Source organism: Halostagnicola larsenii XH-48, assembly GCF_000517625.1.
In the GTDB taxonomy this organism is placed as follows: domain Archaea; phylum Halobacteriota; class Halobacteria; order Halobacteriales; family Natrialbaceae; genus Halostagnicola; species Halostagnicola larsenii.
The window spans coordinates 87,211-108,095 of the sequence record NZ_CP007057.1; the positions used below are offsets into that span (position 1 = coordinate 87,211).

Sequence of the window (20,885 nt, forward strand, 5' to 3'; positions counted from 1 at the left end):
CTCCGACTCGTCGAGTGACCGTGGTCGGTCAGCTCAGCGGTCACCGTCTCGACAAAATACGTATGTCCCGTTCAGCGGGAAATAGTGGATACCGCCGGAGGGAAGACGTTTAGCGAAGGCGGCCGAGTAGCTTGTAGTCGTGGTCCGGCGTGTACCGCCGGAACAGCAGGCTGTTCGACAGCACCGATACGCTCGAGAACGCCATCGCGACGGCGGCGAGCACGGGCTGGAGCAGGCCGAGCGAAGCCAGCGGGATCATCGCAGTGTTGTACCCCAGCGCCCACACGAGGTTCTGCTTGATCTTCTGGAGCGTCGCGTCCGAGATGCGGATCGCCTTCACGACGTCCACCGGATCGTCACGCATCAGGGTGACGTCGGCGGCCTCGATGGCGACGTCCGTGCCCGACCCAATGGCCGTGCCGACGTACGCAACCGCGAGCGCTGGCGCGTCGTTGACGCCGTCACCGACCATCATCGCCTTTCGACCGCTTTCCTGAATGGATTCCACGGCGTCGGACTTGTCTTCGGGAAGGACCTCCGCGCGGACGTTCTCGGGGTCGATCTCGACCTGCTCAGCGACGGCGCGGGCCGTCCGCTCGTTGTCGCCGGTGATCATCATTACGTCGACACCCCGCTCCTGGAGTTGGCTGACCGCGTCCTTCGCACTCTCCTTGACCGTGTCGGCGTCGGCGACCACGCCCACGAGTTCTCCTTCGTAGCCAACTAGCATCGCCGTCTTGCCCTCGCTCTCGAGGCGCTCCATCGTCCCCTGCGCGGGCGCGGGGTCGATCCCATTGTCACGCAGGAGCTTCCGGTTGCCGACCAGCACCTCGTTGCCGTTAACAGTCGCTTTGACGCCGTGACCGGGGACGTTCTCGAAGCCGTCGGGGTCACTCACGTCGATACCGCGATCTTCCGCTCCGTCGACGATGGCGCGGGCGAGCGGGTGTTCGCTCCCACTTTCAGCGATTGCCGCGAGCCGAAGCACGTCGTCCTCGCTGAGCCGCTCAGCAGCAGTCAGTTGGCCCCCATCAGCGCTGGGAGTCCCCCCGTCGGTTCGCTCACCACCATCTGCGACGGGCTGGCCGTCGTCACCGAAGACGACGACATCGGTCAACTCCATCTCGCCTTGCGTGAGCGTCCCGGTCTTGTCGAAGACGACCGTATCGACGTCCTTCGCGCGTTCGAGGACGTCGCCGCCCTTGAACAGGACGCCGTTCTGTGCACCGAGGGTCGTCCCGACCATCGTCGCGGCGGGCGTCGCGAGGCCCAGCGCACAGGGACAGGCGATCAGCACCGATGAGGCGAAGACGATGATCGCGAACTCGAAGACCGAGACGCCGCCAGCGGCGACGGGGCCACCTGCGACGAGGCCCCACAGCGGGAGCGCGTCGACGAAGCCCGCGAGAGTCGTGGGGAACAGAGACCAGACGACGCCCCAGATCAGGGCGTTCACGATGACTGCAGGGACGAAGTACGCGGAGATGCGGTCCGCGAGGTTCTGGATATCGGGCTGGCGGGACTGTGCTTCCTTCACCGTTTGCACGATCTGCTGGAGCGCCGTATCCGAGCCGACCTTCGTCGCCTCGATGACGAGCACACCGTTCTCGTTGATAGTCGACCCGACCACCTCGTCGCCCTCGCCCTTCTCGACGGGGACGGACTCGCCGGTCACCATCGACTCGTCGACTGCCGACTGGCCGTCGACGACGACGCCGTCGGTGGGGATCTGCTCGCCGGGCCGGACCTTCATCCGGTCGCCGACCTCGACATCCTCGAGCGGGATCTCTTCCTCGTTTCCACCCTCGTCAATGACGGTAGCGGTGTCTGCCTCCATCTCGAGGAGTTTCCGGAGCGCCTCGCCGGCCTGGCCCTTCGAGCGGGCCTCGAGGTAGTTGCCGAGCGTGATGAACACCAGGATAAACGCCGCCGTGTCGAAGTACAGCCCGCCAGCGATGGTGCCGAGCAAGACTGCCACGGAGTAGACGTACGCGGTCGTCGAGCCCAGCGCGATCAGCACGTCCATGTTGGCGCGGCCGTTCTTGACGAGCGCCTTGTAGGAGTTCTCGTAGAACGGCTTGCCGAGCACCAACTGGACGGGCGTCGCTAGTGCGAACATGATCCATCCAGACGAAAGGCCGAAGAGTTCGTCTCCGATGAGCCCGAGTTCCAGCAGGTGCTCAGCCATGAACACCAGCAGGGGAAGGGACAGTACGGCACCGAACAGCGTCAGCCGGAGTTGCCGACGGACCTCTTCTTGCCGGGCGGCTTCTCGGGCATCGCCGCCTGAGCCATCGTCAGTCTCGGCGTCCTCTCGGACAGGCGAGTAGCCAGCGTCTTCGATGGCGTCGTAGAAGTCCCCCAGATTCGCTTCGGCGGGGTTGTACGTGACCTGTGCTTCGTCGGTCGCGAAGTTGGCGTCGGCGGCGACGACGCCCGGCGTCTCTTCGAGTGTGTCCTGTATCGTCTCCGAGCAGTTCGCACACGACATATCGGTGATCGGGATCGTGATCGAGTCCGTCACTGGCGAGTAGCCTGCTTCCTCGATCGTGTCGAATATCTCACCGAGTGAGACCTCCTCGGGGTCGTACGCTACCGATCCCTCGTCGGTGGCGAAGTTGATCTTCGCCTCCGAGACGCCGTCGAGCGAGCTGACGGCATCGGAGATGGTTTGCGAACAGTTCGCACAACTCATCCCCTGAACATTGATTTGGCTTTTTCGCTGACTCATTACCTATCCATACGGGCCCCGCATTTAGTGGAGTTTCCCTTTCAGAGGTTCAGCTATTGCGACCCAAAAGTTTCGAATACAAAGTGTGGCCCATTCACTCAGCACCCTGCTGAAGTCGGTCGTATTTCTCCGTAAATCGAGTCTCACACGACGGACAACAGAACTGGTACGACTCTCCGTCGATACGGGTCGCCGTTCCCTCGCTGTCGACCGTATTCCCGCACTGAGCGCAGGTGAGGGCAAACTCTGTACCGCCTAAGTCGGGTGCCCAGTCAGCCCCTGCCAGGAGTGTCACCCCGAAGTCGTCGAACGCGTCCGCATCGATAGTATCTGCAAGCCAGCTGGCGATGTCGTTGTCCGGGACTTTGGCGTAGATGATCAGGTCGGCTTCGGCCGTGGTGAACACGTGTTCGACTGCGCCGTCGTCCAGGAGGTCTGCTTTGATCGACGAAACACCGGGGCCCGCTGAGGCGATATCGAGTGTAATCAACACCGGAATACCGCCTCGGAGTTGCGAGCGATCGACATCAAGCGTGAACCGATTGATGATACCCATCTCCTCTAATCTCGCTACCCGATCCGACACGGCCGGGGCCGAGAGCCCGACGGTATCCGCGATGTCACTGTACGGCCGACGAGCGTTCGACATCAGTAACTGGAGGATCTCGAGGTCGGTTTCGTCGAGGTTGTGCATGGTGGACCATCGGTGGCAGGTAACTAAAGCGCCACGCCGGAGATTGCTTCAATTCTAAAGTTTTGATACCACTATTACTAATCGATCAAAGGAGAAATCCGCAAAAGAGTTCTTAATGCATACGCTCGCGACTCATTCTTGATGTCGCAGCCTTCGGATGATGGGGTACCGATGCAGTTGCTGGATTCTTGCATTTACTCATCGAAAAACACGATCTCGCCGATGCCGTTTTTTCTCGTCGATTGCTACAATACCTGGCTAATCTCTGTCGGTTACGGTTGAGCGGTCAACTCGATTACGTCGAATAAATTCTCATCGAAAGTGGTTTCACACGCTGAAGATGAGAGCCGATCGTTCCCATAATTCATTAGTGGAAAGTCGGGCGAACGTTAGAAGCCAAATTGCATAGTTAGAACATTACTACAACATACAATGACTGTATTAATAACTTAACAGATATATCACCGGAGTGCTAAACTAGACAGTTCTCCCCACCGTTTGCGTCTGATAAGTTAAATGTCTGTGTTCGAGGTCTCAGCAGACATCAAATCGAGCGCCGCGAGGATTGTTCCGTCGCGAACATGCACTTCTCGTCCCTTGTGACCCAAGGAATCTCTTTATAGTGGATGTAAGTTGAGAACCCCGAAGTCAAGCCTCGGGGGTGAAGCCGGTCACAGAATAACCGGGTTGGATCTTTCCGCCCTTGTGCAGCGATTATCAATTAGGATATTGAATTTCATCTTCTTCACAAATTGGATATATTTGGCGCTTAAGGTTTCGATGATTGAATTGGCGGGGATCCATAGCAGCTAGTCCCGGCGAGTTGACGGGAATAACGCGGCTAGCACGTGGTTCGTAGTCAGCTCGAAAGTGGTTAGTACTTTTCACGAGAAGGATGTCAAATCGCTCTGGCTGGGTTCCGACGTGCCTCCAAATTTCAGTGTCAGCCGGCTGAAGACGCTTTTCTGTTACAATTATTTGAACATCATTCTTTTGTTGACACTCGAGGAGAACCGTCCGACCCATGTCGTTTTTTGCACCGGTTGACTTCGGCCCATAGTTCAAAAACTTTCCATCTGTGATTGTCTTCACATATCCGTCAAGATCAACGATTGGTTCCCCGTGTCTATCATCCGTCTTTCCACCGAGCGTTACTGTGACTTTCTTTCCAACACCAGATTGAATACATGACTCGACCACCGCTGGATCACGAATAATCGCTACTCCTGTATTGTCCGCCCCCTGTTCAATGAGCTCTCGAAGAACTGCCGTTCCGTCGGCTGTACCTCCACCGCCAGGATTATCGCCGACATCAGCTAGCACTACAGGATCGGTAGAACCTGTTGAACCTTCGATATAATCAATGGCTTCGGAGACCGCTTCAGGAGGGGTAGGGAAGTCCATTACGAATTCTTCATGCATCTCCCAAACCATCTCAGCGAGATCGCGTGATGCATTCTTAGCTGCTTCCAAATCATCGTCAGCAACAACCGGTACTGAGAACCCCATAGCGGGCACATCACTGCGGCTAAATCCGGGCAGTACGTTGACCTTTACTATCGAATCTTGCTCTTCTAATTTACGAGCAAATTCCATAACTTCTGCCATCGGCCCCTCACGTGTATTTTGAGTTGGTGTAACCGGACTCAGTGGGGGACGCTCAATAGACATGACGGGGATAATTTCCCCATGAATAATTTGCAATAAACAATCCAGGCCTCGTTTCCCAGTTTTTGCCTTGTCTATATGCGGGTATGTTTCATAGGCAATGAGGGCGTCCGCATGATGGACGAGTTTATCTGTTATATTCCCGTGGAGATCCAATGTCACAATAATCGGGACATGATCTTCGATAATTTCACGGATATTGGATATAAGTACTCCTTCCCCATCTTGGAGTCCTTCAACGACCATCGCACCATGAAGCGGTAATATAACTCCGTCGAGTTCATTTTTGTGTTGACGAATATCTGAGAGTAGCTTTTCCTGATAGAAATCGAATGTATCACGTGCTATTGTCGCACCTGGCATTGCGCTTACGGAAAGCGAGAGGAATAAATTGATATTCGATTGCTCGGCTAAATTAATGATACCGCCTATTTCAGTGTTTGTACCGTGGAACTCCTCAATAATTTCATCGCCAAAATATTCCTTATGGTCTTGGAAGTCCTCTCTGGTCGTATACCCTGGTGCGAATGTATTTGTTTCATGATATATGCTGCCCAGCAACACGGTTTTGGTTGGCACGCATAGTGTTTCTGAGTTGCTGTTCATAATTGTATGGGACGCGAAGACCGGCGTTCATTCGATTAGCATGCTTACAATATATTCTGATAATTATCAACAAACAGAACTGTCTAGTTGAGTCAGTTTGAGAAATAAGCAGGTCGTTAAGTGAATTAGTAGATGGTCGCAGACCTGCTCAACGAGAGCTATGCGGCGGAATTTGATGAACGGTAGGAGCGTGAGCGGACAGCGAACGTCTTGGCGGTGTCGCTGTCCGGTTCCACGCGACTGGTTGTTGCTTCAAGAGACACAGCGACACTTCTCACCTGACGTTGAACGGTCTCATAACAAATCTGGTGCTGTAACGTCGGTTTGTTGACAACGTGCCAAACCCGTCGACGTCCACGAGAGCGGAACTCTCGTGCGGCCCATCAGAACGCGAAGCGTTCTGAGGACGACGAAGCCGGCGTGGGTCGAAATTGATAAAATTACTGCCAGGACTGACAGCGACCGATATTGGATTTTTACTGCAATAGAGCTCGAGACAAACTTCAGTCTCGACGTGGCGTTCTTTGGAGGCGAGGCACCGATCCAGCTGCTGCGTTTCTGCATGGATTAGCCGAGAAACACGATCTATCCGATGCTGAGAGACTCATTGATAGTGCTGAGTATCTGACTGTCCTCGCTCGAGTAGGATCGGGCAGTCACCACGAATATGTCGATGAAATCATATCGAAATGTGTTTTAGGCCCTCACAATATGGATCGACCGCTTCAATAACCCGTGGGTCGGCAGTCGGGTGAATTCGGGAGATTAGTTTGAACAGTTTGTCCACTACTATACCACACAGAGACTCCACAAGTCACTTAACAAATAATTGTCAGCGGCGGTGCTAAACTAGACAATGCCCAACAAAATCGACGATCGTCCAGCGGTCAACAACCCAGATCTTAAGGATCGGGGTACCTGGTCGGTCGTGGTTAAAAATGTTTTACACTTCGAGATAGTAACTATTGAAATTGGCTGACTCAACAATAGTTCCCGCCACGGGTCAAGTCCCTTGGAGGAAAGTATCCCAACCGTGGTCGGAGAGTGTCACTGTTCGCGCGATGAGTAACGATCATTGAAGGAAGGTATACACAGCATCACCGATCTCTGCGATGATGTCCGCGCCGTCCGAGTCTCGATTCGTCTGATCGACGAACACGGAAAACACGAGCGGGTTGTCCGCGAACAGGACACCTGTATCGAGTGCTGCAGTCGGAAGGAACCCAGTTTTGTGGCACAGTTCGATTTCAGAAGGGATGTATCGCGGGAACATTTCTGTGAAATTTTGATTTCGAAGTGGCACCTTCATACGGTCGTAGGCGGAGCATGAAAGAGTCTCTCGATGGACGAAATCTGCGAAGAATCGAGCGCAATCGCGCGGCGAGGTGACGTTAACAGGACGGTCATCGGGACGGTGGACATCATCGCCTGAATCCAGACCCGTCTCCTCGAGTCCGACCATCATCTTCCGCTGAAGAGCGGTCTGAGACATGCCGAGGGTGTCCGCCGAATCGTTGATGCGGCCCCACCCCAACACGTCAATCAGCTCGTTCGTCGCAGTATTATCACTAATTGCGATCATTGCGCGTGCCAAGTCTTCAAGCGTCACCGTTGGATCATCGAAGAGATTGAGGACCCCGCTTCCGCCGACACAGTTCTCTCGAGACGGTGAGCGCACGGTACGGAGTTTTTCGAGATCGCCGTCGTAGTCGGCGTATAGAGCGTATTGGATCACGAGTTTGATGACGCTGGCACTAGCAAAACGCTCGCACGCTCGCCGTTCGTAGATGATATCGAATTCTGACGCCGTTTTCGGGTATCCGAGGAAGACGCCGACTTTCTCATCTATCCTGTCCGTATACGAACCGAGATACGTAGCTAACGACTCTCGAGAATCGAGTTCGGGAACAGCGGGTCGCATGGTCGCGACAACAAGGTCGAGTAGCATATAACACTCGAAACGAGGGAAACCGTTTGTAAACCTCGCGAGAATCCGCCGGCCGATATGCGGTAACGATGCGGGAAACCGCCACCATCAGTATGACTTCAATAAACCAGTGGTTCAGTAGATTGGTAGTCTATCCACCATCAGATACCATGTTCCTGCTTCGGAAATTGGGATCGGAAACCATTTCAAAAAAATTATGTCCTTTCGATCTGTTTAATCGAACAAGAACTGGTAGAACGGGCCACCAGTATCGACTGCTAGCCCGGAACCAGAGATACATATGACCGAAATAGACACAATAGAAGCGAAGCGACTAACGCGTGATTTAACAACTTCGTTCGAAATTTCGCTGGGCACACAGACCAGTATCTCGAACGTTGTAATCAAAGTCGAACTCACGGACGGTACCATTGGGATCGGCGAAGCTGCACCCGTATCCATGGTCACCCACGAATCCCAGGAGACCGTATTAGCGGCGATCGAACTCGCTCGCTCCCTCGTTACGGGAATGGAGATCGAAAACACTCGAGGAATTCACACTGTCTTGAAACATCACTTAGAGACTCAGCACGCCGCACGTGCCGGCATTGAAATGGCAGTTTTCGATGCACTTGGAAAACGGTGGGGCTGTTCGCTCGCAGCGCTAGCTGGCGGTGCTAACGCACCGGTAGTCACTGATGACACGATCGGAATGGTCGGGCCGAATACGGCCCAGTCACAGGCCGCAGCGGCTGTCGAATCCGGATTCGAGGACCTCAAAATCAAAGTAGGGGGCGACATAGAAGCGGACATCGAGCGCGTCGCAGCGGTTCGAGAGGCTGCACCCGACGCGGAAATCATCGTCGATGGCAACCAGGGATACTACCCAAAAGAGGCGATCCAGTTCGCGGATCGCACTGCCGACTTCGACATCGGTCTGTTCGAACAGCCGGTGGACAAGGACGACCGTCGTGGGTTAAAACAAGTAACGGACGCGGTACGAATCCCAGTCGCAGCAGACGAAAGTGTATTTACCGCCGAGGATGCAGCAACAATAGCGACGATGGGTGCAGCAGACGTCATTAACGTCAAAATCCAGAAAGCCGGTATCGTGGACGCACTTGCGATCACGAGAATTGCAGCGGCTCACGGCCTCGATCTGATGATCGGAATGATGCTCGAGTCATCGATCGGAGTTAGAGCAGGTGCACACATCGTTGCTGGCACGGGAGCGATATCGTACGTCGATCTCGATGGCCATTTTTCAATCGCCGACCCGATCACCTCTTGGGAGTATCAACCAGCACACGACGTTCAGGGTCCCGGTCTCGGTCTCGACGTCGAATATGATGCCCTTTGAGTTCTCATCGGTTTCCGACAAAACCGTGGACCGACGGAACGGACTTGTTGTCTACCTGCCATTTTCCATTTGACGACTGACTGCCACGCCGCCGTTCCCAGAACGATTCTTCCTCTCGCCTCTTGCGTCCATTCGAGATAGCCGTTGTGGAAAACTCTCTCCCGAAAGATTGGCCGCTATCTGACGGTCCTACACGTAGAGTTTCTTTTCTCACTTAGAGGATCCGTCGTGCCTCCTGGAAGGATTCGTCCAGGTACTCGTAGTAGTCATCCGCATTCGGGTCGAAGCTGTTCGTCGTGGGTCCGTCCGCACTCCCCGACGAATGGATGAATTCGTCACCGCCGAGGCTGATGGCGATATGTCCGGGGAAACAGAGGAGGTCACCCTCGCGGAGGTCATCCCGATCAACTTGTTTACCGATTTTCTGCTGTTGGTCGCTGTCCCGTGGGAGAGTGATGCCAGCAATTCGGTACGCCATCCACACGAAGCCAGAACAGTCGATACCCTCGGTCGTCATCCCACCCCACAGGTATGGCGTATCCGTGCCGAGATAGTACTCGGCATTTTCGATGATAGTCCCCGTCGTCGGTACTGAATCCGGTTTCACGACCTTTTCTGCCGGAACCTCCGTAGAGATGCCAGTACGGAACGTCACTACGCGGGTTCCGTCTTCCGTATCGGATACGACCTCACAATCGGTTCCCGCATACACCGTCTCGGGTCCATCGCCGGACGCATCGATGTCCTCGCGGAGAATCGCGTCGAACTCACCATCGATCGGATCTGTGAGGCTGTCGGTTCGAATCCATCCGAGATAGCCGTCAGGGACGCGAACCCGCGTCCAGCCGGACTCGCGTTCGAACGCTGTTACCTGGGCTCCGTAGACTGCTTCAGTGAGGAGGCCTGAATCACCGTCTGGATCGTCCCGAACCGGCGCGATAGCCGTTTGGACGGTCCGTACCTCGGCAATTTCGTCGAATACGTCGAGATCGGTCGTATCGATCGTGGTTCCAGTCGCGTCACGGGCCGCGTCAGCTGCCTGTTCCGGAAGGTTCGGAGCGGAGTCGGATGCAGGGCTCGCGCGCCGTGCGGCAGCAACTGCCCGTTCCTCGAGATACGAATTCTGTACTGCACCGTGGAGCGAGACGTGGTCGCCGTCATCACTCACCGTGGCTTCGACGTCGTAGTACGCGACGCGGGGATCGGGAGCATACTCCGTCTCGCATCGATCGATAGAGACGTTCACGAGTGTTTGTTGCGGGTGCGGATCGTTACTTTCCTGCCTTGCTGAGTCAGACTTCGCAGCCGCAACGCCGCCGAGATTCGCGACGGTGGCAGCGACGCCTGCCGTTTGCAAAACTGTTCTCCGCGTAACTCCGAATCGATTGTTATTGTCCACCATGCTGCAACCCAACAAATAGCAACATAATATTTATAATTTATCTTTTATTATATACACTAATGTATCCTAGTATTAGTATATTTTATACAAGGCTCAATAGAACGAGACTGATCGCGAACGGGTCACTCCGAGTACGTATCGCGGTGCGATGGGGTGGGTATGTCCAACATCGTCCGTAATCCGGAACCGCTACCGAGTACATTGTCGACGAGATTCGTCACTATCGCTGATGTCGAGTAATCACCATGGTAACCACCGTCGACGGTGACCGTGAGATCCTGACTGCCCTGTAATCGGATTTCGTCCCGTGGATTCTCCGCACCGACGTACATCTGAAGGTCAAGGACGATCTCCTTTCCAGAAGCCGTCGTTCCTCGAACGGTCTGGTTGACGCCTGCAACATCGCCCGGCGTAACAGCCACGTGGGAGTCGACCGTTTCGTCGGCGACGACGGGTTCGATGGCCTCGGACACTTCGGTTAGCGACCACCCAACTCCATCAGCGAGCATGGCGACCGACTCGCGTGATCCGACGTGTCCGGCTCCGGTTGCGATTTGGCTGTCGAACTCGGCTACTGGGAGACCGGCGCCGATTTTTTGCTGCAACGAGATCCGTCGTTGTTCGGCGTCTTGAACCCGGTTCACGTGGATCGAATCCACTCTATTAACGGGCGTTGAGAGGAGTACTGGCAACGCATCCATCACGAAACCGGGATTGATTCCCGTAGAGAGACACGTAACGCCGTTTTCTTTTGCGACTTCATCTATTCGCTTTGCAGCATCGTGATTCGAGTGTTGTGGATAGCTCAGTTCTTCGCACGTCGAAATGACGTCACATCCCGCTTCGAGAATCTCGATCAACTGCGGTTCGGACTCCTCGATCGACGAGACCGTTGAGTGAAACACGATACTCGGAGACTCGGATAGATGGATATCCGGATCATCCGACACTACTGCCGACTCAGTGGTCGTAATTTCGCAAACTTCGTCGATCGTCTTCCCAACTTTTGCTGGATCGATATCGATACCACCGATTACGTCGATGCCCTTTCGCTGTGCAGATCGGACGATCTCTTGTCCGATCGGTCCGACACCATACTGGACAGCTGTGATAGTGTTACTAACCATTGTGATAGTATTTGCTTACGGAGAGACCCAGCCCTGTTCATGAGTCCGGATTCACCAATGGAGTTTTTCTACATAAGTTTTAATAATCAGGATATACTATCTGCCTCTTCGAGAGGAATCGTACGACGAGGTTTAAAACCGGGTCGTTACGGGAGATTCTGCGTTTCGAGTTCTCGTTTGAACTCCTCGACACCTTCTGTAAGAACGTTAGATAGGTCCTGGTGGAGTTCCAAGTCTGATATTCGATACTCCGGCCCGCAGATACTGAACCCGCCGATGACGTTCCCCGAGGGATGTTCCACGGCCATTCCGATGGCCCGTTTTCCCGAACGGGACTCTTGGTTGTTGATCGCATACCCATTTTCTCGCACGGTCTCGAGTTCCCGAAACAGTTCTTCTCGAGAGGTGATCGTATTCTCGGTAACCTGTGGAAGTCCCCACCGATCGATTTCGTCCCGTATGCGCTCGTCCGAATACTTTGCGAGGATCGCTTTCCCGATGGAGGTCGTATGAAGGTATTGGTAGTACTCTCGTCTGCTGCTCGGTTTCGTTGAACCGCTTACCCAGTCGAAAAGCGTTACGAGGCGGCCGTTTTGTTCGATTGCGAAATCCGCTTCCTCGTTGGACCTGTTCGCTAACGTTACAACGCACTCGCCGGCTAGCCTGTAGGTTTTGTCGTGCGTTCTCACATGCATTCCGAGATCGTACAGTCGACCCCCGAGGAGATACTCATCTCCCTTATTGACGACGAATCCGTGCTTCATCAACGTAGAAATGTGTTTATACACTGTCCCCCTCGAAACCTCGAGGAAGTCAGCGATATCGTCTACTCGGACCTGACCGTGATTCTGAATGAATTCGAGTATCGTGATCGAGGTTTCGGTCGTCGTCAATATCTGGGTGTCGTTGGACATACACTACTCCCTCTCATAGAGATACTTGTATTTTACGTATAGTGAACTATTATAGGTGCGGCTTCGTTGTAGTCGACTTATGGACCGTCCGTAGCGGAACAGGAATTACACTGCGTGTGAATTAATCGGTACGAGAAAAGCACTTCCTGGTCTATCTCGGTTTGACCGGAGTTTATTACGTACATACATGTGTAAAGACGGGTACTGGCGAGTCCGCATGCAACGAAGCGATCGGAATGGGTTGTGGTGATAACTAGGTAAAATACGTTTACTCACTGCCCGAAGGCCCTCGTTGACTCTCACTACACGAACCGTCTCTCTATTTCCGATCCTCCGGTCGGAGGACCGATCAAGCGGGAAGACTCTCGAGTACGTCTATTACAGACCTCGAAAAGAGACACCGTATAATAGTTCACGTATAATGAATCCTAAAAACGTCCGAGCTGACTACAGATGCTAAGCTATCATTTTCGGTGGGATGAGTCGAATTCGTCGTGGAAATTACGAGGAACAAGCGAAAAACGATCCAATGGAAGTCGTTAGTTGTAAACTGATGAAATTATACACGAAAATTATGGTAAGATACGAACGAGTTTTAACCCGAATTGAGGGGAGTTCGATTACGGGGTATCCATCGTTCAATATATCGTAAAACGGGTAGAACCGAAAGCGAGGCCGACACGCTTGCGATCGGTGTGGGACGCGAACACCCATTACCCGCTATGAACTACCTAAATACCGATTCGAAGGCGAACCGTCGTATCGCTGCCGCCCGAATCATCGAAAGTCGTTCACTACGAACGGATGCCAAATCCGAAAGTTAGCCGAGAAGCGATCCCCCAGAACTATATCGAAAAACAGACGGCCAGTTGTCCGGCTAACCCCGCTGTCGCCGTATGGGAGTAGACTATCTGAAACACGGAAACATCTGTAACTCCCGCCAACCGAACTATCGAGCATCGTAGTTCTAAGTCAAATATCGGAATTTCGTGCCCTCACTGCTGTCGAATGGATCCTGGATTCGTGACCGTTATCAAGTGTGACCTGTTCCGTTACTATTATAACCACATCCTGAGAAGGAGCGATGTATGCCACATTCAAACACAGTTAATAGACGATCAGTGCTAGCGGCGGTTGGTGGCGCAGCGGCAACAGTTTCCGTCTCAGGATGTCTGGGTGGTGATGTGGAAAGTGATGTGGGGAACCTCCTTCGATACGGGCGTGCTCAGGACTCATCGACACTCGACCCGCAAGCGACTTCATCGGGTGAGGACGCCAAGGTAACCGGTCAGATATACGATCGGCTTATCCACTTCGAGCCAGGCGAATCGACGCTAGTCGAAGGATTAGCCGAAGAGTTCAGTCTCGAGGGGACGACGGTATCACTCACAATCCGCCAGGACGCCCAGTTCCACAACGGAGACGACGTGACGGCAGAGGATTTCGTCGCGACGTACCGACGATTCCACGACGAGGACTACGAGCACTATATCGGCGCCGATAACGTCTCGTTCTACGGAGCGTACGTCTTCGGGTCAGTCGAGTCCATCGAAGCGACGGCCGAATCCGAACTTGAGATCGAACTTGAGTCCAGATACGCGCCATACCTACGGACGCTCGCGATGTTTGCAGCTGCGGTCTTTCCGAAGAGCGAGATCGAAAACGACCACGATTTCGCCGAGGATCCGATCGGCTCCGGACCGTTTGTATTCGACGAGTGGAGCAAGAGCGATCAACAGATCCGGCTGACGGCCAATGAGGACTACTGGGGCCAAAAGGCGAGTGTCGGCGAGCTTGTCTTCGAGGCCGTTACCGAAAACTCGACGCGCGCGCAGTCTCTCGACAGTCGCGAACTCGACATCATTGACGGAATCGGCAGCGGACAGGCTAATACTATCGAGAACTCCGAGAATGCCTCACTCGAGTCGAAGCCCGGAATGAACGTAGGGTACCTAGCCCTCAACATGGAACGCGTCGAAGCGTTCCGTGACAGGCGAGTTCGCCGAGCGATCAACCACGCGATAAACGTCGAGGGGATCATCGAGTCGATCTATCGTGGAAACGCGACCGCTTCGGCCCAAGCAATCCCGCCGACGGTGATGGGATACAACGAAGATCTCGACCCCTACGAGTACGATCCGGAAACCGCACAGGACCTCCTCGACGATGCCGGATACGGCGACGGCCTCGAGTTCGAACTTGCGACGATGACCACCGCACGACCGTACATCGCCTCGCCTGTACAGACGGCAGAGACTGTCCGATCGAACCTGGCCGATGTCGGCATCGACGTCGAGATCAACGAGCAGTCATCGTTCGACGCGTACCTCGAGTACACCGACACGGGACAACACGACGCGGCGTTTGCCGGCTGGATCACCGACAATGGTGACCCGAACAACTTCTACGAACCTCTATTGGATCCCGGTGTCGATCCCGATGAGATTCCCGAGGGACAGAACTGGATCAGTCGCGACGTGGAAGGTGTCAACGACGGAAACAACTCCGCGTGGGCGAACACTGAGTTCATGGAACTGGTCGACGAGGCCCAGCAGACCTACGACGAAGAAGAGCGAGCAGAACTGTATCGGGAAATCGGGCAACTCACCCGTGACGAAGCACCGTGGGCCTTCATGACCTACACTGACGAACTTCGAGGTGTCAGCGAGCGAGTCAACGGTTACATCGTGGAAGTGATCGGCGGTCCCTTCCTCAATCATGTCGAACTGGACGAGTAAGCTGGATCGAAAAACTTGTAATCGAGCAAATAACCCTCTAACATAATGGTCAGCAAACGAATTATACTCAAACGATTGTTGCTACTTGTCCCAGTGTTGTTGGGTGTAGCGACATTCGTTTTCGCGATCCTCCATCTTTCGCCGGGGAATCCCGCACGGACAATCGCGGGCGAGCGGGCAAGCGAGGAGTTCGTTCGACAAATCGAAAGCGATCTCGGGTTGAACGATCCAATATACGTTCAGTACGGCCGCTTCCTGCTCGATGCAGCCCAGTTGGACTTCGGCAACTCCTATGTCCTCCGGCAAGATACCGCTGTAATCGAGGTGCTGAGACATCGGTTCCCGGTCACCCTCGAGTTGGCAATCTACGGCCAGATCGTGGGTATTCTCTTCGGCATTCCTCTCGGCATCCTGAGCGCCGTCAAGCAGGATTCCCTGACTGATCACATCACTCGAATCGGAGCATTGACTGGTATCAGCGTCCCGATCTTTTGGAGCGGCCCCCTCTTGATCATGATATTCGCTCAAGGGCTCGGTATCTTACCGACCAGCGGGCGTATCGCATCTATTTACTCTATCCCGCATTTCACTGGATTGATCACCGTCGACGCAGCGCTCACCGGACATCCGGGAGCATTCCTCTCGGCGGTCAAGCACATGTTCCTGCCGACCCTCGTCCTTGGAATCTACTCGATGGCGCTGATTTCGCGGATGATGCGCTCGTCGATGCTCGAGGTAACCCGTCAGGACTACATGCGAACCGCTCGCGCGAAGGGACAGGGGATGAACATTACGATCATGAAGCATGGATTTCGGAACGCCCTCGTGCCCGTGGTGACGATTATCGGCCTCCAGTTCGGGTCACTCCTAGGCGGTGCGGTACTCACCGAGACAGTGTTCAGCATTTCCGGCATCGGAAACCTGCTCGTTGAAGCGATCTCCGTCGGTGACTATCCGGTAGTCCAGGGCACGGTGTTGCTGTTCGCGTTCCTCTACACGCTCGTGAATCTGGGCGTCGACCTCACCTACTCGATACTCGATCCGAGGATAGATCAATGAGTTACGACACAGATACCCAACGCGATACCGACGACCGCTTGAGTTTCGTCGACCGGCTACGCCGATCGCAGTTCCTCAGCGAATTGTTCTCGAACAGGCTAGCGTTAACCGGGCTCGGAATTATCCTGTCCATCATCGCGATCGGCGTCCATGCCCGGCTATTCCTCGACTACAACGCCATCGTCAGTTCCCAGATCGGGACCGGATCGACGATGACCGGACCCTGCGGTGAGCGAGAGATCGTCGCCGCCATCCAGTCGGCGGGCTCCTGCGCCCATCCGTTCGGGACGGATCTACAGGGTCGAGACATCTTCAACCGCGTCCGCTACGGTGCATGGCTGGCGCTGAAGTTCGGAACAATCACCGTCATCGCCTCGACTATCCTCGGCGTTGGACTCGGTATACTTGCGGCCTACTACGGAGGCTGGATCGACAACCTCATCATGCGAACGATGGACATCTTGTTGTCATTCCCCAGTCTACTACTGGCACTTGCGCTCGTCGCTATCTTCGGTGCCGGGATCTGGAAAGCTGTCATCGCACTCACTCTCGTCTATACGCCCCAGTTCGCGCGTGTCGTCCGCGGTACTGCGCTGAAAGTGCTGGAGGACGAGTACATCGAGGCGACAGTCGCGTTGGGTGCTCGCGACGCACGCGTCCTGATCAGACACGTCCTGCCGAACTCCATCGCGCCGATCACGGTCCAGAGCACCCTCAATTACGGGATGGCGATCATCGACATTGCCGCGCTGTCATTCCTCGGATTCGGTGCCAGCGCCGGGACTCCCTCGTGGGGGCTCATGCTCTCGAACGGAGTCAACGAGGGGCTCCTCTCCGGCCACTGGTGGTGGTCCTTCTTCCCGGGACTGTTACTGGCGTTGGCCGTCCTCGGGTTCAATCTGCTCGGCGATGGTATGCGCGATGCGCTCGACCCGCGAATGCGAGAAAACATCGACTGACCGATGGTGAACAACGATAGCAAATCGACAGTTCCGCCCGTTGCCCGCCTGGCCGGTGCGTTCGGTCTCGGTGCCGGTTCCGGAATCGGTCTCGCCATCGTCCTGGCCGTTCAGGGTGATCCGAATGGGGGGACGGGAACGGCGTTCGCGCTCGGCGCACTCGTTTTCGGCGTCGCCCTGCTCGGCTGGTCCGCCGCCGTGATGGGAGGACGCGGCTTCGAGACGATGAACGAGTACCTCGAGGGAGGGAGCGACTGGACCGAAGCCGGCGGACGGCGGGCGATGGTGTTGCTTTGTAGCGTCGGCCTCGGCGACATGGTCGGTTCCTCGATCGTTGCCGCAGTGATCGTCTGATCTCGCGGCGCGATAGCGACTATTGAGCCGTTGTACAACCCGATCGCTCAGCTATCGTTCGATTGGGTGTAGAGTGAGCACTGACCGAAACGACAGGTTTTGTTTGAGCTACGGCGGATAGACGACCGAAAGTGCCCTCACTCGCTCGACGATTGTGCGGTATCCGATGGGAGTTCGAAGAATAGGGATGGCTCGTCGTGACTGAAAGATACTACCCGCCGGCGTGAAAGGGGACGAACAGTAGCGTCAATCCGTCCGCGTTCGAGGGCTAACCGTTCGAGGCGCTCAACGGTATCCGGGGCATAGTACAGCGGGACGAACACCGCCTCACGCTGGTCGTCATCGAGCTCGGCGATGAGAGAGAACCCGCTGGCTTGGTAGACTTCATATCGAGAGACGGTGAATCCCGTCCCGAGACGGTCCTTGAGTTCCTCAAACTCGTCGTCGGGGACGACGACGTCGAAGCCGATGCTTCGGTATTCACTCTCGTAGTCATTGGTCTCGTCATCGATACTAGGACGGTCGGACGGCCCCGGTTGGGGGGCAACGTCGCCGGGATGTAACTCGAGTACCGACCAGTCGTCTTCACGGTATTCGTCGGCGATCGACTCGGCATCCGCAACAAATGCTTCCCAACGGTCATTGGCAGGGTATGATTGCTCCTCGCCGTGCATACTGATGCGTAGGCGTAGCAACGGACAAAAGCTTTTGCCTCGGTTCTCCGGCCAGTCTGGCCCGATAATGGCCATCGCAGATCCGTTCGAAAAACAAGATATATAATCCTGCGGTAACATACCTCATGTAGTGAGTTCACTACTCTCCCTCTCGAACCTGCAGACGTACTTCCGGACGGATCGAGGGACCGTCAAGGCCATCGATGGTCTGGACCTCACCATCCGGGAGGGTGAAACGGTTGGACTCGTCGGGGAGTCCGGAAGCGGCAAAAGCGTGACCGCTCTCTCGGCGATGCAACTGGTCGACCACCCTGGCGAGGTCGTCGGCGGCTCGATCGAGTTCCGTGACGACGACGTCGCCAGTAATCTTCTCAAACAATACCCGGACCGCGGGCCCGAGTTCGTCGATTCCGAGTCGGGGATCGTCGAGTTGACGGAGACGCCCGACGCGGCGATGCGTCAGCTCAGAGGCCGGGAGATGAGCATGATCTTCCAGGATCCGATGACGTCGCTGAACCCGGCGGCCACCGTCGGCAATCAGGTCGCGGAGAGCCTGCTATTACACCAGTATGACCGCAAGCGGCCCGACACTTGGTGGAACGCCGTCCGTGAGATTACACCGTCCCTCGGCCGGGATCCGATCGAGGAACAGGCGCTTTCGGATGCTGTCGATATGCTCGAGCAGGTTGGTATCCCCGAGGCTAAATCCCGGATCGACCAGTACCCACACGAGTTCTCAGGTGGAATGCGCCAGCGTGTACTCATCGCGATTGCACTCGCTTGCCAACCGAAATTACTCATTGCCGACGAACCGACGACCGCCCTCGACGTGACCATCCAGGCACAGATCCTCGAACTGATAAACGACTTACAGGAGCAATTAGGGATGGCGGTACTGTTTATTACGCACGATCTCGGTGTCGTCGCCGAGACCTGTGACCGCGTCGCCGTGATGTACGCAGGCGAGATTGTCGAGGAGGGCCCCGTCGAAGAGGTGTTTACCAATCCCTCACACCCCTACACCTACACGCTACTCGAATCGATCCCGACTGAAGACAGGGACCGACTGACACCGATCGAAGGCAACGTTCCAGACCTCATCGATCTCCCCGATGGCTGTCACTTCGCGCCGCGATGTCCGTGGTCACAACCCGAGTGTACAGACGAAGAGATACCGTATCTACAGCACGGCTCCGAGGATATTAACCACCGTTCGAAGTGTATTCACTCGGAGTTCGACGAGAGCGTCTACGCCGACGAGAGAGAGGGTATTAACACCAAAAACGATGGTTCCTTCGACGAAACCCTGGTTTCAGTTAACGAGGTGAAACGACACTTCTCGCAGGCAGATGGAATGCTCGACCGGTGGCTCGCCGACGAGTTGCCACCGGTCAAGGCAGTCGACGGAGTCAGCTTCGACATCTACCAGGGCGAGACGCTCGGACTCGTGGGCGAAAGCGGTTGCGGGAAGTCGACAACCGGTCGCACTCTCTTGCGACTACTCGAACCGACTGACGGCAACGTCGTCTTCTCCGGCGTAGACCTTAATGATCTCAGCGAGAACGCTCTCCGGGAAACGCGCAAGGAGATGCAGATGATCTTCCAGGATCCAATGTCCTCGCTCGATCCGCGGATGACAGTCGCCCAGACGATCGCCGAACCCCTGAAGATTCACGACCTCCCAGTTCCGGTGGAGGGCGACGATCGCTCACAGCGCGAGCGCCGGCGTGATCGTGTCGACGAACTCCTCGATGCCGTCGGCCTCGATTCCTCGCAACGCGATCGGTACCCCCACGAAATGTCCGGTGGGCAGCGCCAGCGCGTGGGGATCGCCCGTTCACTTGCCGTCGATCCCGATTTCATCGTCGCAGACGAACCGGTCTCCGCTCTCGACGTGTCGGTGCAGGCGCAGATAATAAACCTGCTCGAGGATCTGCAAGAGGAGTTCGACCTGACGTACCTGTTTATCGCCCACGACCTCTCGGTCGTCAGGCACATCGCCGATCGCGTTGCGGTGATGTACCTCGGCGAAATCGTCGAACTTGCCGAGACGGAGGAACTGTTCGAAGCACCGAAACACCCCTACACAGAGACGCTACTCTCGGCGGTACCCGAACCGGACCCTTACGCGAGCGGGGATCGAATCATCCTCGAGGGAGACGTCCCAAGTCCAATCGATCCGCCATCCGGGTGTCGGTTCCGGACGCGCTGCCCGAAGGTCGTTCCGCCGGACGACCTCGATATCGAGCAAGCGGCCTATCGCGAAGTGATGAGCTTCCGGGAACAGATCGAGAAGGAGACGCTCACGATCGATCGATTCGACGGGGAAGACGGCGAACCGGCCACGCCGGAGGCCGTCGCCGACGGGGGAAGTCAGCGGTCCGGGCAAGACATCGTCGATGAATTCTTCGACGAATCATTGTCTCCAGATGTCGAGGTGACGCTCGTAAACGCTGCCTCCCGCCTGACCGGCGGCGAATGGGACGAAGCAGCGTCCCTGTTGCGCGATGAGTTCGAATCAGTGTGCGAGCGTCGTAGCCCAGTTCTCGACGGTAATCGCCACCTGTCTGCCTGTCACATAACTGATAGCAACGCTCGCTAAGCCGGTTCATCGCTTGCCGGGAGAACGTATCGTTAGAAGTAAACAGACCACACTTGACGTAAAGGAGACC

At 55.6% G+C, this 20,885-nt stretch carries 14 protein-coding genes and 2 pseudogenes; 8 read left to right on the forward strand and 8 right to left on the reverse strand.

Going from position 1 to position 20,885, the window contains the following annotated elements:
- Positions 1 to 109 precede the first annotated feature (109 nt).
- Positions 110 to 2,731 carry a heavy metal translocating P-type ATPase gene (locus HALLA_RS16800; RefSeq protein ID WP_049954665.1) on the reverse strand — a complete coding sequence of 874 codons (2,622 nt, stop codon included), beginning with the start codon at positions 2,729 to 2,731 and terminating at the stop codon, positions 110 to 112.
- A 94-nt stretch (positions 2,732 to 2,825) separates the two neighbouring features.
- Entirely contained in the window at positions 2,826 to 3,425 is a 600-nt protein-coding gene (locus tag HALLA_RS16805; protein ID WP_049954666.1) for an AsnC family transcriptional regulator, read from the reverse strand.
- A gap of 125 nt (positions 3,426 to 3,550) precedes the next feature.
- Between HALLA_RS16805 and HALLA_RS21435 the strand changes: the two are divergent.
- A pseudogene (locus HALLA_RS21435) lies at positions 3,551 to 3,831 on the forward strand (IS6 family transposase); the annotation flags it as partial.
- Positions 3,832 to 4,142: 311 nt separating this feature from the next.
- Here HALLA_RS21435 and HALLA_RS16810 read toward each other — a convergent pair.
- Entirely contained in the window at positions 4,143 to 5,672 is a 1,530-nt protein-coding gene (locus HALLA_RS16810; protein WP_157231427.1) for a M81 family metallopeptidase, read from the reverse strand.
- A 159-nt stretch (positions 5,673 to 5,831) separates the two neighbouring features.
- Here HALLA_RS16810 and HALLA_RS21775 point away from each other — a divergent pair.
- Positions 5,832 to 6,465 (forward strand): annotated as a pseudogene (locus HALLA_RS21775) (IS6 family transposase); the annotation flags it as partial.
- 306 nt (positions 6,466 to 6,771) lie between these two features.
- Here the strand turns inward: HALLA_RS21775 and HALLA_RS16820 are convergent.
- On the reverse strand, positions 6,772 to 7,647 hold the full coding sequence (locus HALLA_RS16820; protein ID WP_242406242.1) for a serine hydrolase: 876 nt from the start codon (positions 7,645 to 7,647) through the stop codon (positions 6,772 to 6,774).
- Positions 7,648 to 7,927: 280 nt separating this feature from the next.
- Here HALLA_RS16820 and HALLA_RS16825 point away from each other — a divergent pair, with 280 nt between their 5' ends.
- A complete protein-coding gene (locus tag HALLA_RS16825; protein WP_049954668.1) occupies positions 7,928 to 8,986 on the forward strand; it encodes a dipeptide epimerase in 1,059 nt (352 codons plus the stop codon).
- 214 nt (positions 8,987 to 9,200) lie between these two features.
- On the opposite strand, the gene HALLA_RS16830 is transcribed toward HALLA_RS16825, so the two are convergent.
- The 3 genes from HALLA_RS16830 to HALLA_RS16840 form a co-directional block, all read right to left on the reverse strand.
- A complete protein-coding gene (locus HALLA_RS16830) occupies positions 9,201 to 10,343 on the reverse strand; it encodes a C40 family peptidase (protein WP_169732159.1) in 1,143 nt (380 codons plus the stop codon).
- A 167-nt stretch (positions 10,344 to 10,510) separates the two neighbouring features.
- A complete protein-coding gene (locus tag HALLA_RS16835) occupies positions 10,511 to 11,293 on the reverse strand; it encodes an NAD(P)H-dependent amine dehydrogenase family protein (protein WP_157231428.1) in 783 nt (260 codons plus the stop codon).
- Positions 11,294 to 11,661: 368 nt separating this feature from the next.
- A complete protein-coding gene (locus tag HALLA_RS16840) occupies positions 11,662 to 12,429 on the reverse strand; it encodes an IclR family transcriptional regulator (RefSeq protein WP_049954671.1) in 768 nt (255 codons plus the stop codon).
- A gap of 1,088 nt (positions 12,430 to 13,517) precedes the next feature.
- On the opposite strand from HALLA_RS16840, the gene HALLA_RS16845 reads away from it, so the two are divergent.
- The 4 genes from HALLA_RS16845 to HALLA_RS16860 are packed head-to-tail and all read left to right on the forward strand — an operon-like array spanning position 13,518 to position 17,539.
- Positions 13,518 to 15,167, forward strand: a complete 1,650-nt coding sequence (locus HALLA_RS16845) for an ABC transporter substrate-binding protein (RefSeq protein WP_049954672.1) — start codon at positions 13,518 to 13,520, stop codon at positions 15,165 to 15,167.
- A 45-nt stretch (positions 15,168 to 15,212) separates the two neighbouring features.
- Positions 15,213 to 16,226: an ABC transporter permease gene (locus HALLA_RS16850; RefSeq protein ID WP_049954673.1), complete on the forward strand. Its 1,014-nt coding sequence runs from the start codon at positions 15,213 to 15,215 to the stop codon at positions 16,224 to 16,226.
- Positions 16,223 to 17,185, forward strand: coding sequence for an ABC transporter permease (locus tag HALLA_RS16855; protein ID WP_049954674.1), 963 nt, complete (start codon positions 16,223 to 16,225; stop codon positions 17,183 to 17,185). Before HALLA_RS16850 ends, HALLA_RS16855 begins: the two co-directional genes overlap by 4 nt.
- Positions 17,186 to 17,188: 3 nt before the next feature.
- Positions 17,189 to 17,539 carry a DUF7268 family protein gene (locus tag HALLA_RS16860; RefSeq protein ID WP_049954675.1) on the forward strand — a complete coding sequence of 117 codons (351 nt, stop codon included), beginning with the start codon at positions 17,189 to 17,191 and terminating at the stop codon, positions 17,537 to 17,539.
- A 137-nt stretch (positions 17,540 to 17,676) separates the two neighbouring features.
- On the opposite strand, the gene HALLA_RS16865 is transcribed toward HALLA_RS16860, so the two are convergent.
- Positions 17,677 to 18,213: a DUF7529 family protein gene (locus HALLA_RS16865; RefSeq protein WP_049954676.1), complete on the reverse strand. Its 537-nt coding sequence runs from the start codon at positions 18,211 to 18,213 to the stop codon at positions 17,677 to 17,679.
- A gap of 130 nt (positions 18,214 to 18,343) precedes the next feature.
- Between HALLA_RS16865 and HALLA_RS21670 the strand changes: the two genes are divergently transcribed.
- The gene (locus tag HALLA_RS21670) at positions 18,344 to 20,815 is read left to right on the forward strand and encodes an ABC transporter ATP-binding protein (protein ID WP_049954677.1); all 2,472 of its coding nucleotides are present in this window, start codon (positions 18,344 to 18,346) and stop codon (positions 20,813 to 20,815) included.
- Positions 20,816 to 20,885: the final 70 nt, after the last annotated feature.

Bases quoted from the DNA above. Each gene is read 5' to 3' on its own strand.
- HALLA_RS16800 (WP_049954665.1), bottom strand. From the start codon at position 2,731: ATGAGTCAGCGAAAAAGCCAAATCAATGTTCAGGGGATGAGTTGTGCG.
- HALLA_RS16850 (WP_049954673.1), top strand. From the start codon at position 15,213: ATGGTCAGCAAACGAATTATACTCAAACGATTGTTGCTACTTGTCCCA.
- HALLA_RS16855 (WP_049954674.1), top strand. From the start codon at position 16,223: ATGAGTTACGACACAGATACCCAACGCGATACCGACGACCGCTTGAGT.
- HALLA_RS16860 (WP_049954675.1), top strand. From the start codon at position 17,189: ATGGTGAACAACGATAGCAAATCGACAGTTCCGCCCGTTGCCCGCCTG.
- HALLA_RS16825 (WP_049954668.1), top strand. From the start codon at position 7,928: ATGACCGAAATAGACACAATAGAAGCGAAGCGACTAACGCGTGATTTA.
- HALLA_RS16820 (WP_242406242.1), bottom strand. From the start codon at position 7,647: ATGCTACTCGACCTTGTTGTCGCGACCATGCGACCCGCTGTTCCCGAA.
- HALLA_RS16840 (WP_049954671.1), bottom strand. From the start codon at position 12,429: ATGTCCAACGACACCCAGATATTGACGACGACCGAAACCTCGATCACG.
- HALLA_RS16805 (WP_049954666.1), bottom strand. From the start codon at position 3,425: ATGCACAACCTCGACGAAACCGACCTCGAGATCCTCCAGTTACTGATG.
- HALLA_RS16865 (WP_049954676.1), bottom strand. From the start codon at position 18,213: ATGCACGGCGAGGAGCAATCATACCCTGCCAATGACCGTTGGGAAGCA.
- HALLA_RS16845 (WP_049954672.1), top strand. From the start codon at position 13,518: ATGCCACATTCAAACACAGTTAATAGACGATCAGTGCTAGCGGCGGTT.